12 protein-coding genes and 1 tRNA gene are annotated in these 16,916 nt (G+C 36.4%); 7 read left to right on the plus strand and 6 right to left on the minus strand.

From position 1 onward, the window contains the following. Window positions 1–168: 168 nt before the first annotated feature. On the minus strand, window positions 169–375 hold the full coding sequence (locus QMD71_08905) for a DUF433 domain-containing protein (protein MDI6840947.1): 207 nt from the start codon (window positions 373–375) through the stop codon (window positions 169–171). A gap of 164 nt (window positions 376–539) precedes the next feature. On the opposite strand from QMD71_08905, the gene QMD71_08910 reads away from it, so the two are divergent. The 7 genes from QMD71_08910 to QMD71_08940 all read left to right on the plus strand — a co-directional run bounded on the left by QMD71_08910 (window position 540) and on the right by QMD71_08940 (window position 13,115). Continuing rightward, window positions 540–1,868: an NCS2 family permease gene (locus QMD71_08910; GenBank protein ID MDI6840948.1), complete on the plus strand. Its 1,329-nt coding sequence runs from the start codon at window positions 540–542 to the stop codon at window positions 1,866–1,868. An 18-nt stretch (window positions 1,869–1,886) separates the two neighbouring features. Next, window positions 1,887–3,140 (plus strand): serine--tRNA ligase, encoded by a 1,254-nt coding sequence (serS, locus tag QMD71_08915; protein MDI6840949.1) that lies wholly within the window; start codon window positions 1,887–1,889, stop codon window positions 3,138–3,140. Between the two features lie 128 nt (window positions 3,141–3,268). Further along, complete coding sequence (locus tag QMD71_08920; protein MDI6840950.1) at window positions 3,269–3,919, plus strand: cobalamin-dependent protein; 651 nt, start codon at window positions 3,269–3,271, stop codon at window positions 3,917–3,919. Between the two features lie 202 nt (window positions 3,920–4,121). Continuing rightward, window positions 4,122–4,421 (plus strand): hypothetical protein, encoded by a 300-nt coding sequence (locus QMD71_08925; GenBank protein ID MDI6840951.1) that lies wholly within the window; start codon window positions 4,122–4,124, stop codon window positions 4,419–4,421. Between the two features lie 66 nt (window positions 4,422–4,487). Next, window positions 4,488–8,069 (plus strand): sigma 54-interacting transcriptional regulator, encoded by a 3,582-nt coding sequence (locus QMD71_08930; protein ID MDI6840952.1) that lies wholly within the window; start codon window positions 4,488–4,490, stop codon window positions 8,067–8,069. Window positions 8,070–8,300: 231 nt separating this feature from the next. Beyond that, on the plus strand, window positions 8,301–8,960 hold the full coding sequence (locus QMD71_08935) for a hypothetical protein (protein MDI6840953.1): 660 nt from the start codon (window positions 8,301–8,303) through the stop codon (window positions 8,958–8,960). 141 nt (window positions 8,961–9,101) lie between these two features. After that, on the plus strand, window positions 9,102–13,115 hold the full coding sequence (locus QMD71_08940) for a C25 family cysteine peptidase (protein MDI6840954.1): 4,014 nt from the start codon (window positions 9,102–9,104) through the stop codon (window positions 13,113–13,115). A gap of 45 nt (window positions 13,116–13,160) precedes the next feature. Here QMD71_08940 and QMD71_08945 read toward each other — a convergent pair whose 3' ends face one another. The 5 genes from QMD71_08945 to QMD71_08965 all read right to left on the minus strand — a co-directional run bounded on the left by QMD71_08945 (window position 13,161) and on the right by QMD71_08965 (window position 16,775). Next, entirely contained in the window at window positions 13,161–13,643 is a 483-nt protein-coding gene (locus QMD71_08945) for an MGMT family protein (GenBank protein MDI6840955.1), read from the minus strand. After that, window positions 13,603–15,312 carry an excinuclease ABC subunit UvrC gene (gene uvrC / locus QMD71_08950; protein ID MDI6840956.1) on the minus strand — a complete coding sequence of 570 codons (1,710 nt, stop codon included), beginning with the start codon at window positions 15,310–15,312 and terminating at the stop codon, window positions 13,603–13,605. The genes QMD71_08945 and uvrC overlap by 41 nt, the downstream gene beginning before the upstream one ends. A 41-nt stretch (window positions 15,313–15,353) precedes the next feature. After that, window positions 15,354–16,385 carry a tetratricopeptide repeat protein gene (locus tag QMD71_08955; GenBank protein MDI6840957.1) on the minus strand — a complete coding sequence of 344 codons (1,032 nt, stop codon included), beginning with the start codon at window positions 16,383–16,385 and terminating at the stop codon, window positions 15,354–15,356. Beyond that, the gene (locus QMD71_08960; GenBank protein ID MDI6840958.1) at window positions 16,385–16,675 is read right to left on the minus strand and encodes a LapA family protein; all 291 of its coding nucleotides are present in this window, start codon (window positions 16,673–16,675) and stop codon (window positions 16,385–16,387) included. The genes QMD71_08955 and QMD71_08960 overlap by 1 nt, the downstream gene beginning before the upstream one ends. Window positions 16,676–16,689: 14 nt before the next feature. Next, a tRNA-Leu gene (locus QMD71_08965) sits at window positions 16,690–16,775 on the minus strand. Window positions 16,776–16,916: the final 141 nt, after the last annotated feature.

A 16,916-nucleotide genomic window follows, 5' to 3' on the forward strand; every position in this document is an offset into this window, starting at 1 on the left:
CTGTGGGATTTAGCAGAAATAGGAAGTGTAAACTTAATTATTCAACAAAGCAAGACTTTGTTAACCGGTGAAGAGATGCATATTTTTACACATACATGGGGTTTACCATTTTTACAATATCTAAAGCTTCTATGGTTATTTTATACACACACTCGTCAGCAAAAAAGTTCATGCTGCAATTTCCTTTGCAAAGTGTATCCCTTCATTCTCAATTACAGCTTTTGCATATTCTATACAAGCTTTTATATCTTCCTTAACAATGTGAGGATAGTAATCTCTTAAAATATCATCAAAGGATATACCTTCTTTTACAAGTTCCAAAACCATATACACAGGTATTCGTGTCCCTTTAATGCAAGGCTTTCCTCCACATATATAGAGAACATATCATATACTTTTCAGCCTTTAATTCAAAGAACTATAATATATAATATTTCAATCTAAGGGTTCTGTCAATCTTTTTTTCCACAGTAACAGTTTTTGTTTGACAGATAATAGACCATGAGTTAAAATACAAATTATATGGAGTTTAACCTTAAATGTTAGAGAAGTTTTTCAATTTTAAGTCATTGGGCACAAATATACGGACTGAAGTCATTGCAGGTATAACTACATTTATGACTATGGCTTATATCATATTTGTGAATCCAGCTATACTTTCAGTGACAGGGATGGACTCTGGTGCAGTGATGGTAGCTACCTGTGTAGCTACAGCCGTAGCTACTATAATGATAGGTATATATGCAAACTACCCAATTGCATTGGCACCAGGGATGGGTATGAATGCATATTTTGCGTACACAGTTTGTATAATGATGAAGATACCTTGGCAAATAGCATTGGGCTGTGTCTTTATTGAAGGAGTAATATTTATTTTGCTTACATTGTCTAAATTTAGAGAAGCATTGATGAATGCTATACCAGATACAATTAGAATTGGGGCAGCTTGTGGGATTGGACTATTGATTGCATTTGTGGGCTTAAAAGATGCAGGTATTGTCGTTGGACATCCGGCAACACTCGTTAGATTAGGAGACTTATTAAGTACACCTACATTGGTTGCTATCTTTGGATTAATTGTAACTTCAGTATTATTAGCAAAGAGGATAAAAGGAGCTGTATTTTTAGGAATACTGATTACAGCAGTGTTGGGAATACCTTTGGGAATCACTAAGTTCCAAGGAATAATTGGCTTACCACCACCTATAGCACCTACATTCCTTAAATTTGATATACTTGGGGCATTAAAGATGGGACTTTTGGCAGTCATTTTTGTCTTCTTATTTATGGACATATTTGATACTGCTGGCACACTTGCAGGTGTTGGGGAGGTAGGTGGTTTTATGAAAAATGGTAAGCTGCCACGAGTAAGTAGGTGCCTGATGAGTGATGCAGTTGGCACGATTATTGGCTCTATTTGTGGTACATCTACAGTTACAAGTTATATTGAAAGCGCTGCAGGTATCAGCGAAGGCGGACGCTCCGGGTTTACAAGTGTGATTACTGGATTACTGTTTTTATTAGCTTTGTTCTTCTCACCAGTTGCAAAAATGATAGGTGGTGGGTATGAAGTCTCTGAAGGCATAATACTACACCCAATTACTGCACCAGCATTAATTGTAGTTGGTAGTCTTATGATGGGTTCTATAATTAAGATAAACTGGAAGGAGTTTTCTGAATCAATTCCAGCATTCCTTACCATAATTATTATACCGCTTACATTTAGTATAGCTAATGGGTTAGCAATTGGATTTATAAGCTTTGCTGCAGTTAAATTATTGAGTGGAAAAGGAAAAGAAGTAAATTGGATTGTTTATCTGTTGGCGATACTATTTATATTGAGATTTGTTTATTTGAGGACAGGTTAATGCGAGAGGTGCGACCTCATGCTTGATATTAAATTTATAAGAGAAAATATAGAACTCGTTAAAAAGGCAGTTAAGGAAAAAGGGGAGAAAGTTGATATCAAGAGGTTTGAAGAACTTGATAAGCTACGTAGGAAACTTGTAAAAGATAGGGATAACATAAGGGCACAGAAGAAAAAAATATCACAGGAGATAGCTGAATTAAAAAGGATTGGTAGGGGCGAGGTTACCTCGCCACTACAGGATTCAAAACTACTTGCCCAAAAGGAGAAAGAGATACAGGATAAGCTCAAGGATATTGAAGCAGAACTCCATAACATACTTATACGAATACCAAATTTAGTGCATCCATCTGTGCCAAGAACTACTGAAAGGGTTATAGTAAAAGAATGGGGTGAGAAAAAAGTATTTAATTTTAAACCACTTACCTGCGATGAGTTATGTAGCTCACTCGGGATTATCGACTTTAAGCGTGGCAGTAAAGTAGCGGGCTCTAATTTTCCATGCTATAAAGGACTGGGGGCTAGACTTGAGCGTGCCCTTATTAATTTTATGATTGATTTGCACATCAAACAAGGGTATACAGAAATATTTCCGCCATTCCTTGTAAATCGACGCTCAATGTTTGGGACAGGACAGCTGCCTAAACTGGAAGAAGATATGTATCTTATAAAAGAAGATGACCTATTCCTCAACCCAACAGCTGAAGTTCCACTTATAAATTTACATCAGGATGAAGTCTTAAGAGAAAATGAGCTCCCCATTAAATATGTGGGCTACGCTGCTTCGTTTAGGAGAGAAGCGGGCTCTTATGGGAAGGAGACAAAAGGACTAAAAAGGGTGCATCAATTTAATAAAGTAGAACTTATAAAATTTATTAAACCTGAAGACTCCTACAAAGAACTTGAGTCAATGCTTGAGAACGCTGAAGAGGTATTGAAGTTGCTTAACCTTACATACCGTGTGACCCTACTACCTGCAGGTGAGCTCAGCTTTGCATCCACAAAGACTTACGATATAGAAGTGTGGGCACCAGCTACAGGTGAATGGCTTGAAGTCTCATCGTGTAGTAATTGTGAAGACTTCCAAGCAAGACGGACAGGTATTAGATTTAGAAGAAAAGGACATACTGAATTTGTCCATATTTTAAATGGGTCAGGGGTTGCTACTCCACGCACCTTTATTGCCATAATTGAGAACTACCAGCAACAAGATGGAACAATTCAAATCCCTACCGCTCTTATCCCTTACATGGGAACAAAGCTTCTTTCTTAAATAAGCATTGTGAATACATTATTTATAATCCCTAAATTAGAAATAGATTTTGTTCCATTAGGGATTGGATATATTGCATCATATTTAGAAAAACATGGATATACAACTTATATAATTTGTGCAAAAAATTGGGCGACGAAAATATAATTAAATTTATTGGTGATAAAAATATTAAAATGATTGGCGTTACTGCGATGACATTTATGATACCAGAAGCCTATAGACTTGCAGAAATAATAAAAAATACATATCCTGAATGTAAGATAATTTGTGGTGGCCTCCACCCATCGGCATTACCCATCCTTACTCTTGAGGAGTGTAAATACATTGATGTTGTAGTAATTGGACAAGGAGAAGAAATAACCTTGAAATTAGTTCAATCAATAGAAAAGAATAAAAATTTTTATGAAATTGAAGGTATTGTTTTTAGAGATGGGGGTAAAATTATAAGAAATAGAGGAAGAGGACTGCTTAAAAATATAGATAAATTACCTTATCCAAAAAGAGAATTGCTTACTAAAGAGGAGCAAAAATTCAAAGATGTAAGAATAGCTTTGTCAAGAGGTTGTTTTTGTAGTTGTAGTAGTTGCTCTATTTATCCTAAAATAGTTCAAATGAGAAATGTTGTAAATGTGGTACAGGAGATAGAAAAAACATTTATTAAATATAAACCAGAAATAATTACACTGAATCATCATTTTTCTGAAGAAGATACAAATTGGTTTAAGAATTTTTATTCCAAAATTGGTCAATATGATTTCTGTAAAAAAACAAAATGAGAGGTTTCTTGCTATATACAGTTTTTTGATGATAAAATTCTTGAACAACTCAATGATATTGGCTCAGTTTATATTAACTTGAACACAGAAGAAACAACTTTTGATGATAAAATATGTAATATAGAGGAGACAAGATTTAGAGTGAAAGATTTAAAAGAGGTGGTAGAGAAATGTAAAAAAATATGAGAATATAAACACGTTTTTGAGAATTCTGTTAGGCAATATCGGTGAAACAAAAGAAACAATATTGGAAACTGTACAAATTCTTAAAAAAATTAGACTTAATGAGGTATCTTTTAAGGTAAGAAGACCTTTCCTCGGCAGTGCTTTATATAGAAAAGGAATAAAAGAAGGTTATAATATTAAAGGAAGATGGGAAGAATATTGTATGGATGAATTAACTCAATTACCATTTGTTGGAACAGTTCTTTCGCCTAATGAAATTTGGCAATTAAAAAAACAAGCAGAAAAAGAATTGGCAGAGTGTAGTATTAAAGTTTAATTATGAAATTTTTACCGGCGGTCTATGTTGTGTGATAAATTAGTTATAAACGAACTATAGAACTATATGGAAGAGTATTTAATTGTAAAGACAAAAATTACACCGCCAAATATTGGTAAGAATATACTCAAGCGGCCAAGGCTATTGAAATTACTTCGAGAGAACCTTGACAAAAAGCTTACCTTAATTTCAGCTGATGCCGGCTATGGGAAGACGACGCTTATTTTAGATTTAGCCTCAGAGATTGAGCAATATAGAAAAGCATGGTATACTTTAGATAAAGGAGATGCTGATTTTGTGGTCTTTATGTCTTATCTTGTAGAAAGTATTGTTCAAGCTTATCCTAATTTTGGTAATAAAACGAAGATTGTTATTAAAAATGTTACATCTGTTGACATTGAAATGGTGATGGGTACATTTATAAATGAACTTATGGACACTTTGAAGGATGAGCTTTTTGTATTCCTTGATGATTACCAGGAAGCAAGCGAATCAAAATCAATAAATGATGCATTAGATTACCTCATTGAACATCAACCTCCAAGTTTACATCTGATTATCTCAACTCGCACTTTACCTACTATTAGATTAGCAAAGTTGAGTGCAAAACAAGAGATATTTATGCTTAAAAAGGAAGACCTACAATTTACAGAGGAAGAAGTAAAACATCTATTTAAGGATGTTTACAAGATAGAAATTCTGGATGTAGAATTAAACAAGCTTGAGGAGCGTACTAAGGGCTGGATTACAGCACTCCAACTTATATCGCAAGAATTAAGCTATAAAAAAACAGATGAAGTAATTGATATTTATTCAAAAGCTGGTGAAAAGGTATTTGAATATTTTGGTAATGAAATAATGCAGAGACTACCAGAGAAATTACAGTCTTTTCTGCTCAAATCGTCCATTTTAGAATCTATGGAGCCAGAGCTACTAAACAATTTACTTGAAATAAATGACTCAGCTGAAATATTAGATTCATTAGCAAGACTTAACCTTTTCATTTCTACTATTCCGGGTGAGAAAAATGTGTATAAGTACCATCCACTTTTCAGAGAATTTTTAATGAATGAGATGAATAGAATTTTTGACAAAGGGTTAATTAAAGATTTACACCGAAAAACTGCCGTATACCTTACTCGGCTAAATGATATAGAGAGTGCAATCCCACACTGGATTGCATCGCCAGATTATGTGAAATCAGCGGAGTTTATAGAAAAGATAGCCAAAGATATAATTGACAAAGGAAAATTAGATACAGTTAACAACTGGATAAATAGTTTGCCACTAGACTTGATTAACGATCGCCCATGGCTTTTGGTCTACAAGGGCAAGATACTCTATATGTGGGGGGAGTGGGATGATGCAATGCAGGTATTAAGGAAGGCAGAGAAAATCTTTGGTGAGAGAGATGATAAAGTTGGATTATGTTATGTCCTTTATTGGATTGGGGTGATAATTCTATCTCGAGGAGACCCTGGCGAAGGGCTAAAGATTGAGGAAAAAGCTCTGCAATTGGTACCTCAAAATGAATACTCTCTCAAAGCAAGTATATTGAATGCAATAAGAGGCGCTCTACAAAAACAAGGTAAATACAAAGAGGCAGTTAGCACTCTAAATGAAGCACTCTCTTTATGTAAAAAAATAGAAGATGTCCATCTTCAAACTATGCTATTACATAATCTGGGCGTGATTCATCATTATCAGGGCAACTTTAGCCACGCAGAACAAAACTATAAACTCGCCTTGGAAATATATAGTAAAACTCTTCTCCCTTATGCAGGACTTACCTATAATAATATATCTGCTATCCTATTGGAAAAAGGAGATTATTCTCAGTGTAAAACATGGTTAGATAGGGGTATCCAAATCTGTAGAGATTTTAACGACCTAATAGGACTAGCTTACTCTTATAAAACAATGGCCGATATGTTTTGTGAAATTGGAAAATACGAGCTTGCTATGGAAAAGTATCAGGAGGTGTTAACACTTAACTTAAAACTTAAACAAGAGCGTCTAAATGCGAGTATTTGGAGAAGTATTGCTAATCTATACCGACTTCAATCCGATTACTATCAGGCAGAACAGTACATTAGCAAGTCGATGGAGGTAGCTAAAGGAAGTGGTGAAAAATTGATGCTTGTACAAGTACTTATGACGAAAGGTGAGATTGAGATAGCTTCCGGATCCCTAGAGAAGGCAGAAAAGACGCTATTAAACTCGCTTTCTATAATTGAAAATCTTGATACTAAATATGAGTTAATGCAGGTCTACTTTTGGCTGGCTCAACTTTATCTTAAAAAAGCTATACCTGAGGAAAAACAAAAAATAGAGCACTATATGAAGCTAACACTGGGTCTGTCAAGCAAATACGAGTATGACTTTTTTTTAATCAAAAAATGTAGGCATAATCTGGGTTGGCTTACTACTGCTGTTAAGCTTCGCATTGAACCTAGGTATGCCATATTTATACTATCTCAGATGGGCAGCCCTGCCTTCGATACTTTAACCTCATTATTTGAGTTAAAAGATGAACCCATACAGAAATGGGTAATAGAGGGGGTAGTAAATACAGGTGATGAGCGAGTTTTGGCTTGGTTAGAAAAACTAAATAAAGAGGAGTATCTTTCCATTAGGGAGGATATTTCAAGAGCGATTAATAGACTTCAAAAGATAAAAGAGGCTCCGAAAGAAATAGTTTATGAGCCCCCAAAAGAGGTAAAGTATAGATTTAAAGATATAATAGGGGAGCATCCAAAGATGCAAGAACTGTATTCATTTTTAGACAAAGTAATTGATACAGATGCCACAGTCTTAATACAGGGTGAGACAGGAACAGGTAAGGAATTAGTTGCGAGGGCTATACACTACAATAGCGGGCGAAAAGATAAGAAATTTATCGCTATAGCCTGTGGTGCTATGCCAGAAACTCTAATAGAGAGTGAGCTATTTGGTTATGTAAAAGGTGCATTTACAGGAGCGGTTAGTACAAAGAAGGGATTATTTGAGGAAGCAGATGGTGGCACTTTATTCTTAGACGATGTCACAAACTTGACTCCCGGGATACAGGCAAAATTGTTAAGAGTGCTTGAAGACAAAGAGATAAGACCTGTAGGTGGACTATCCTCAAAAAAGGTAGATGTCCGTATTATTGCCTCAACAAATAAAGATTTAGAGAAAGAAGTAAAAGAGGGGAGATTTCGTAATGATTTGTATTACAGGTTGGCTCTGCTCAAGATAAATTTACCCCCTTTAAGGGAGCGAAAGAGTGATATACCGTTACTTGCACAGCATTTTATTAGAAAATACTCAAAAGTCATGAATAAAAATATTAAAGGATTTGAAAAAGAAGCAATAGATTTGCTACTCTCTTACAACTGGCCAGGGAATGTTAGAGAACTTGAGTACCAGATTGAGCAAATAGTAATTTTTACCGATGCCGTTATAGTCACAAAAGCAATGGTTTCTACCAGCCATTTCTCTATCATTATTCCAGAAAAACAAGAAATGACATTGAAAGAAATGGAAATCGCACGTATAAAGAAAGCTCTTGCCGAAAATAAAGGGCACAGAAGTAAGACCGCAAAAGCACTAGGAATAAACCGTAGGACTCTTTTTAGGAAACTTAAAAAATATAATATAAAATAAGAGACAAGTTGCTCCACAGTTTTAATTACGCGTCTAAGAAAGCAAGCTATTTTGCCTATCTCCTAAATCACACTTTATATTTGATTTATTAAAATGGGACATTGAATTGGGACAGATTGTCCCAATTATTTTTATTAATTTCCCTACCGCTATTCTTATATTAGCTTGTATTATAAGCACTTACAATAATTTGGGAGATTTCTGTCACGGAATTTGCTATATAAACAATTAATGGCTGACAAAACTCAAGTTGAATGTGAGGTAAGAACTTATCTTTTAAATGAAGAGTATGAGAGAGTAATTCCTATTTATAGGGGGGGCATTAATTCACAGGATAGTAATGGTGACCCAGATATTCACGAGCTCATTGGTAATGCTTATGTAAGGATGGATAAATTAGAGGCTGCTGTTCAGGAGTACCTTTATGCAATTAATCTTTATGCAGATAGGGGACTATTTGAAAATGGGGTAGCAGTTTGCAAGAAGATAATGAGAATTAGTCCTTATAACGAGGAGGTTTACTTCAATTTAGCCTGGCTCTATGCTAAACTTGGTTTGCTAAACGAATTAACGGATTCTTTAATAATTTATTTAAGACTCTCTAAAGATAAGAAAGAGCTACAAAATGAACCTCAAAAATACCGAAGTATAATGAATTTGATTATAAATGATGAATCACTGAAACCAAAACTTAATGAGGTTTTTGGCTTTAATCCAGATGGATTTACCCAATATATAGAAGGATATAATAAAGTTAAAGAATTACTTATTGAGGGATATAGTATAATTGATATTAAAGAAGTAACTGGTTTTGATGATGAACTTATTAAAAAGTATCAAGAAATTGCCAATAGCCATTTAACAATGGAGGTAGAAAGTGAAGCAAGATAATAGCCACAGATTTCACAGATTGGCAAAATATAGAGGACAGATACAAGAAGTCAGATGTGAGAAATCGAAAACTTTCTACTCAAAAATGTCTGTCTTCTGTTCTCTGGCATCTGTTTTCTGTGACTGAAAGGGAGGTGTAAGATGTTGAAGCGTAGCGGAAATCCCGCTTTTGCGGGGAAGAAGTGTGTTAGTATGAAGGCTTCGCCCTTGAGGGCTCAAGCCCGAAGGGTTGGGATGATAGTTTTAGTCCTTATTTTAGCCATCCCTGCTATGGCAGGAGAAATTGTTAAAGAGCTCAAATTTAACACAGCGGATTTGGAGTTTAGTAAGCTAAAAGACTACGATGTAGTTGAGCTTAAGGGAGGCGGATTTACTGGGCGGGTAGGTTTCCCTATGCTTCCTATGAAAGTTCTATCATTTCTTATCCCGCCTGGGGCAAGTATTACAAAAATTGAAGTAATATCTAAGACAAGCGAACCCATTCCAGGTACATACAAAATCTGTCCTGCACAACCACCTCAACCAATATCGTTTACGGAACAAGTGGAGTGGGTAGAGCCTAATGAAAAAGTTTATTCAAGCATAAGTTATTATCCAACAGAACTAGTCAACTCCGGGCATACTGGGGATATGGGTGGCTATAGGATTACTGGAGTTTTTATTCACCCTATCCAATACATTCCAGCTCTTGGTAAACTAATTTTTAACTCAAGGATTGAGTTTAGAATCATTTATAAAGAAGGAATATTTCCTATTCCAAGCGTGACTTTAAAGCAAAAAGAGGTATTTGAGGATATGGTTAAAACAATGATAGTAAACCCTGAGATGGTTAAAATATGGAACCCTATAACTCACTATCCTATTGGTTCAAGAACACTTCCTCCAGATAATATTGAATATGTTGTAATAACAGCTGATTCATTTGCTACTGAATTTCAACCACTTGCTGATTGGAAGACCAAAAAGGGAGTACCTGCAAAGGTAGTGACTCTTGATTTTATTTATGCAAATTATTCAGGTGTAGATAATCCTGATAAGATAAGGAACTTCATTAAGGATGCACACTCAAACTGGGGAACAATATGGGTTTTACTTGGTGGTCAGGGTGATTTTGAACACAGACAAGAAGTAGTCCCGAGAAGGAGTGTAGACTATCTGGATACTCTGCCGCTTCTGCCACCCGCCAAGCTGGATTCAATGAATTTTTGTGATTACTACATTATCCCATCCGACCTTTATTTCTCTGATCTCACTGGCACATGGAATGCAGATGGAGATAATATATGGGGCGAAGTTAATGATGGTGAAGGTGAAACTGAGGATGGGCAGGTAGATTTATATTCCGATGTCTTTGTTGGACGTGCACCAGCTCGTACGAAGACTCAGGTAGCTACATTTGTAAATAAGGTTATTACATATGAGAAGAATCCTCCTCTTGATTATGAGACTAAAATTCTTCTACCAGCAGTGAAACTATTTTCTACCGATTTCGGCGATTACTGGGGCGATACAGTAAATAATGCTATTGCAGACATGGTTCCAGCTGATTGGCAGGTCTCAAAATTATACGAGTCCACAGGTAACCTCTCAAAAACTGCCCTTATAGATTCATTGAATTCTGGATTTGGATTTGTCCATGTTGCTACTCATGGACATGAAGACGGTTTTTACTACGCTGACGGTACTGCGCTTTTGAACTGGGGTGATGTTGATGGGCTTATAAATGGAGACAATCTTTTCATTCTCAATTCAATAGCTTGTCTATGCGGGGCAATGGATTATGGAGCTGATAATGATTGCTTTGCGGAGCACTTTGTTAACCGAATCGGTGGTGGAGCAGTTGCTACAATTATGAATTCAAGATTTGGATGGGGAAGACCTGCGTTGAAGAGGATGTATTTTTCAGAGTTAATTGATACTTCTTTCTACCACGAAATATTTGTTAATAATTTTTATAACTTAGGAAGAGCTCATGCTGCGTCTAAGGATCGCTATGTCTCATTGGCTACATGGGGAGAAGATACTGTATGGGTAAACCCCGATTCTTTTTATCTTGCACGGGATAAATGGCCATTTTGCATTTACGAACTCAATCTGTTTGGTGACCCTGAGCTCCCTATGTGGACAGCTGAGCCTAAGCCAATAGTTGTTACCCATCCGTCTACAATAGGAGTTGAGCCCACTACTATTACAGTGAGTGTCTCATCAGATGAAGTTCCTATACCTGGAGCACTTGTATGCCTTGCGGGGATATCTTATGGAATTTATAAAATTTACGAAAGTAACACCACTAATGCAAATGGAGAGGCAACTTTTACCATATCACCCAAATCCAGCATAATATGTGTCACAGTAACCAAACCCAATTATTTACCTTATGAAGGAGAAATTACTGTAGTTGGTAACTTACCACCTGATGACCCTGTCTGCATATTCCCACCCAATGGAGCTACTAATGTATGGAATGTCCCTAAACTGATTTGGAGTTGTAGAGACCCAGATGGTGACCCACTGAGCTATAACCTTTATTTTGGTACAGATAATCCACCTATCACTTGCGTATATACTGGTGCGGATACTTTTTATAACGCTACTTTGGATTATGCGAGTACTTACTATTGGAAGATAGTAGCTACAGATGCTGAAGGAGCATCTACTGAAGGTAATGTTTGGTCATTTACTACATTTAAACCCGGAGAAGGAGGAGTACATACTGACACATTTTACACTATTGTTTGTGATTCTTATAATGTGATTATAACTACTAATTCTGATATTATGACTGCCAATCAAGGTGAACTTGACCACCACTCTTTTGATTCTCATTGGGATAAAGCATTCGGGTTTAATGTTGCGGTTCAAGGTACATCTGGATGGTGTGAGCTCACCATTCCTTGGGACTTGCTACATAGGGATACATTACGGAATATTGGGTTCAAAGTGAAAGTCGATGATGTTATCAAAGAATATGATACAGTAGAAGTAGCGGGTAGTTATACCAAACTATACTTCACTTATCCTGATGGTAATCATACCGTCAGATTCTTAGCTCCTATATGTGTTTGTGATGTGAATGAGGATGGTATTATTGATATAGCTGATATATACATTACAAGTTTACTTTATGGACATACACCAACTACACCACCACCTCCAGAGTGGAATCCACGTGCTGATGCCAACAAAGATAAAATAATAGATATAGAGGACATATATAGAGTCTCATTGCTTTACGGCGTTTTTTCAAGAGAGAGACTTCCAATCTCAGAGAGCTCTTTTGGTAACGCTATGGATCAGAACACATCCGCTAAAGGAGTAATAATGAGGGTTGAACCTGCGATTCCAACTTCTAAAGTCGCTATACCTAAAACTACAATAATGGCAGTTGAGCCAGAGACTACTATCGCTGAGCAAGCAGGTATTGCAGTTGGTGACACTTTTATGGATTCAATTTGTATCACTGATGTTGTCAATCTTGGTGCTTGGCAAACTGTTATAATTTATGACCCTAATATACTAAAACCCTGGCGCGCTTTGGAGGGTCCATTTTTAAAGGATGTAGTCAATGCAGCCGGTCAAGGGGCCACCCATTTCGCTTGCACTGCGGATACCCTTGCAGGATATGTAATGCCAAGTGCTTGTTTTTGGCCTGATGATTATGGATTGTTGCCTCCACATGGAGCAACTGGGAGTGGGATTCTTTGTTATATTAGATGGAAAGTTAAAAGTGCTGGGGATACACCGTTGGATATAAGACAATATACTCCTCCTATCAGGCCAAAGCTTCTTGACTTTCCTGATAATAATCCAATCCCATTTGACACAGTAGATGGCTACTTTAAGTGGGGTCCGCCTGAAGGAATTGAGGAAACTTCCATAAACAGACCTGATAAGCTGTTATTACAGATTTATCCCAATCCATTCAGTCAGTTTACGGTTATTAGTTATCAATTACCAACTAAAAGTAGAGTCTTGATTAGGGTTTACAACATTTCAGGTCGATTAGTAGAGACTCTTGTCGATGAAATGAAAGAACAGGGATGTTATTCTATCAAATGGAATGCTGAAAAGATGGCGAATGGTATATATTTCTGCAGATTAGAGCATGGCAGTGAAGTCCTCAATAGGAAAATGCCAGTAGTAAAAGGAAGATAAACTGCTGGAGGGCACTTTTGGGGAGATTGAATTCAAAATATAAGCCTATTCTATGTGATTTTTCTCTAATTGGAGAAGTCTTTCCTTCCAGATAAGTCCGCCACCATAGCCACCTAAATTACCGTTTGCATGAATTACACGGTGACATGGAATTATTATTGGAAATGGATTACTTGCAAGAATACGACCACAAGCCCTTGACGATATTCCTACCATGTTTGCAAGCTCTTTGTAGCTTATTGTCTTACCATAAGGGATACGATTAAGTTCCTCTATTACTTTAATTTGAGTCAAAGTTAGGTTGGAAATATCAATTGGGTAATTGAGGACTATTTTCTTGCCTCGTAAGTAATTAAGAATGCCATTTTTGACTTCCTTTAAAAATACCGAACCAGATACACCTGCTAACTTACCAAACTTCACTCTTGAAAGTCCTTTTGGGCTTGCTTCCAGTGTCAAATATCCAAATGGTGTATTAAATGAGAGGTTAGACTTCAAGATGCAAAAAGTTGTAGATTTGTTTTGCATAAGTCTTACCTATTCCTGGGACATTTTGTAGCTCCTTAAGTGAGGCTCGCTTTATCTGCTCAAAGGTTGAAAAGTGTTTGAGAAGAGCTTGCCTTCTCTTACCACCTATTCCTGGAATCTCGTTAAGTAGTGAACTTGGTTTATCGCGTAGCTTTTTGTGATACGAGATTGCAAACCTATGGGCTTCATCCCTTACACGCTGAAGTATCCTTAAAGCAAGCGAATCTTTTGGTAAAGAGATAACTTTGCCATCTGGTGTGTATAACTCTTCGAACCTCTTTGCAAGACCAAAAACTGGCACAGAAGGAATTTGCTCATGTGCAGCTCTCACCTGTCCTAATCCACCATCTATAAGTATAAGGTCGGGAAGCCCACCTCTCTTTACTCTACGGGTTACAATTTCCTTTATCATACTAACATCATCTATCCCTTCCACTGTCTTGATTTTAAACCTCCTGTAGCCTGATTTTTGAGCCCTTCCATCAACAAATGATACACATGAGCCAACCGCATATTTGCCACCTATATTTGAGACATCAAATGCTTCAATCCGTTTTGGTAGTTTTTCTAATTTCAAGACTGTCTGTAGTTGGTCAAGTGCTTTAGGTGCTTTTTCTACCTTCTCAGCTTCAAACCAGAATGCGGCATTTTTTTCAGCAAGTCTTATAAGCTCAAGCTTCTCGCCACCCTTGGGGAGTAAAATCTTTCGCTTGAGCCAGCTCTCTATTACTTCCTTTTCATCAATAGCTGGGACCACTATTTCTTGAGGGATGAAGAATGCATTTTTGTAATATTGCAAAATAAAGGCGCGAATTATTTCACCTAGGGTTGTATTTGGCTGAATCTGAAGAATATAGTGTTCACTTCCCAGTACCCTACCCTCTCTCACAAGAATAAGTCCAATACAAGCCTTAGCTCTTCTACTTTGAAGTCCAAATACATCAAGGTCAACCGGTTTATCAAAAACTACCCTTTGCTTTTTCACTATGGATTGGACACTTATTAGTCTGTCTCTAACTCTTGCTGCCTCCTCAAATTCCAATTGTGACGCCAGTTTATTCATTTTAGAGCTCAAATTTTGCTCAACTATTTTTGATTTACCGGATAGAAAATCTATAAGCTCTTGGACAATACTTTGGTATTCTTCCTTACTTATTTTGCCTTCACAAGGTGCATAGCATCTCCCTATATGGTAAGCAAGACAAACCCTTGCAGGAAGTCTTCCCTTACATGTTCTTATAGGAAATATCTCAGTTGCCGACTTTAGAGCACGCTTCATTGTCTTCACACTTGTATATGGACCAAAATAAATTGAACTCCTGTCTCTTAAGTCCCTTGTTGGAAAGACTCGCGGAAAATCTTCCTGTACAGTTACCTTTATGTAAGGATACTTCTTATCATCTTTGAGTCTAATATTGTAGCGAGGTAAATGTAGCTTTATCAAGTTAGCCTCTAAAATTAAAGCCTCTACTTCTGAGTTTGTAACAATATAATCTATATCATTAATTTTAGAAGCAATAACTTGTGTTTTGGGTGAAGAGGTATTAGCAAAATAAGCACGAACACGCTCCCTTAAAGATTTCGCTTTACCTACATATATAACTTTACCATTTTCATCCTTAATTAAGTAGACACCTGGTTTATTTGGTATCTTAGCAATTTTTATCATATAACTTTGTTTAGGTGTTTAGTTATTTGTTTTTTGGTAGTCTATCTTATTGTGAGCCAGCTTTTACAATTAGGACACCTGAATTTAAACTCTACAAAGTTATTACTACACTTATAGCATTTGAAACTTTTGGCTACAGTGGCAAACTCAATTATCTTATTCCCATCTTTAAACATCTCACTGTATCTCTTATTATCGTAGTATAATTTGAATAACTTCTTTTTGACCACTAGATTTTGAGGCTCTATCTCTTCTGCCTTCTTTAAACTCTCTATCGCTTCTGCATCTTCTCCCCTTTTTTCATAAATTTCTGATAGCTCAATTAAAGTTCTCACATTCCCTGGATTACGCTCCAAAAATGAAATGTAAAGCGACTCAAGCTCTGAGAAATCGTGTTTAGTTTCATAATATGCTTTTTCTAATCTATTAAATACAAGAAAACTATAATCAGGTAAGTTATCCAAAACTTTCTTCCATAATTCAATTCCCTTATCTACATCTCCTCCTTCATAGTAAAAATCACCTATAAACAGGAGAGCAGGTAGACATAGGTTATCAAGTTTCAATGCCTCCTGAAGACGTTTAACTCCATCCCTTTTATTGCCACTTTTAATTAACGAATCACCAGATATTGCATACAAAATTGCAAGTCCTTTATTATCTGATTGGCCTTTAAGTCTAAGAATTTTTTTCTTTACATCAATTACTTCATCCCACTGTGAGAGCTCTTCGTAAAGGAAGTACAAAAGGTCAAGAGAAGATATATCTTTTGGGTCTAACTTCTGTAAATCTTTGGCAAAAGATAAAGCAAGCCCTAATTTATCAGCTTTTATGTAATCTTCTACTATATTACGATAAATCTTCTTCTTAAGGTCTAATGAAACATCAGGTCTGATAAGTAGACTTCTATGAAGTTTAAGTGCATTTTTGTAATCTCCCTTTTCTCTTAAAATACTACCTAATCTCAAACAAGCAACAACACTTCTTGGTTGATCTATTATAAACGCCCTTAAAAGGTCCTCCTCTCTGCTTTCAGCTACCAATATGTCTTCAAGAGTTACCCTCATTTTCATTACTTCTCCTCCTCTGTTGACATAGTTTTAAGTGCGCCAAGTTCACTTTCTAATCCTTCAATCTCTTTTTGTTGTTTCCCTATCTTTCCCCTAAGTTTTATCTCATCTACAATTGCAAGCACAAATGCAAGTATTGCACCACCTGCAAAAGATACAATTATCACAGATATAAGGGGTGGATTAAAGACCTTACCTAAAATATGAAGCTCTACTAATCTGGTATTCTGTGCCCCAATTATAATACCAAATATAGCAAATAAAGTTATAATTACTATTGCAAAAATATACATAATCTCCTCCTTTTTGCCGAAGGAGGGACTCGAACCCTCACAGGATTTTAGTCCCAATGGATTTTGAGTCCACCGCGTCTACCAATTCCGCCACTCCGGCCTGCCTCGCCTTGGCAAGTCAAGGCGGGCTACTTTATCAACAATACTCAATAAATTATAAATTGTCAAGGTTTTTATCACGAAAAAATTGTTACTTTTCAGCAAAAATGTCCTCTTTTATTTTTTAGGTAAAATGTCCTCT

This window comes from bacterium, assembly GCA_030018315.1.
GTDB lineage: Bacteria > Hydrothermota > UBA3073 > JACQXS01 > JAGMCI01 > JASEGA01.

Bases quoted from the DNA above. Each gene is read 5' to 3' on its own strand.
- QMD71_08935 (MDI6840953.1), top strand. From the start codon at position 8,301: ATGGCTGACAAAACTCAAGTTGAATGTGAGGTAAGAACTTATCTTTTA.
- QMD71_08960 (MDI6840958.1), bottom strand. From the start codon at position 16,675: ATGTATATTTTTGCAATAGTAATTATAACTTTATTTGCTATATTTGGT.
- uvrC (MDI6840956.1), bottom strand. From the start codon at position 15,312: ATGATAAAAATTGCTAAGATACCAAATAAACCAGGTGTCTACTTAATT.
- QMD71_08945 (MDI6840955.1), bottom strand. From the start codon at position 13,643: ATGCAAAACAAATCTACAACTTTTTGCATCTTGAAGTCTAACCTCTCA.
- QMD71_08930 (MDI6840952.1), top strand. From the start codon at position 4,488: ATGGAAGAGTATTTAATTGTAAAGACAAAAATTACACCGCCAAATATT.
- serS (MDI6840949.1), top strand. From the start codon at position 1,887: ATGCTTGATATTAAATTTATAAGAGAAAATATAGAACTCGTTAAAAAG.
- QMD71_08955 (MDI6840957.1), bottom strand. From the start codon at position 16,385: ATGAAAATGAGGGTAACTCTTGAAGACATATTGGTAGCTGAAAGCAGA.
- QMD71_08940 (MDI6840954.1), top strand. From the start codon at position 9,102: ATGTTGAAGCGTAGCGGAAATCCCGCTTTTGCGGGGAAGAAGTGTGTT.
- QMD71_08910 (MDI6840948.1), top strand. From the start codon at position 540: ATGTTAGAGAAGTTTTTCAATTTTAAGTCATTGGGCACAAATATACGG.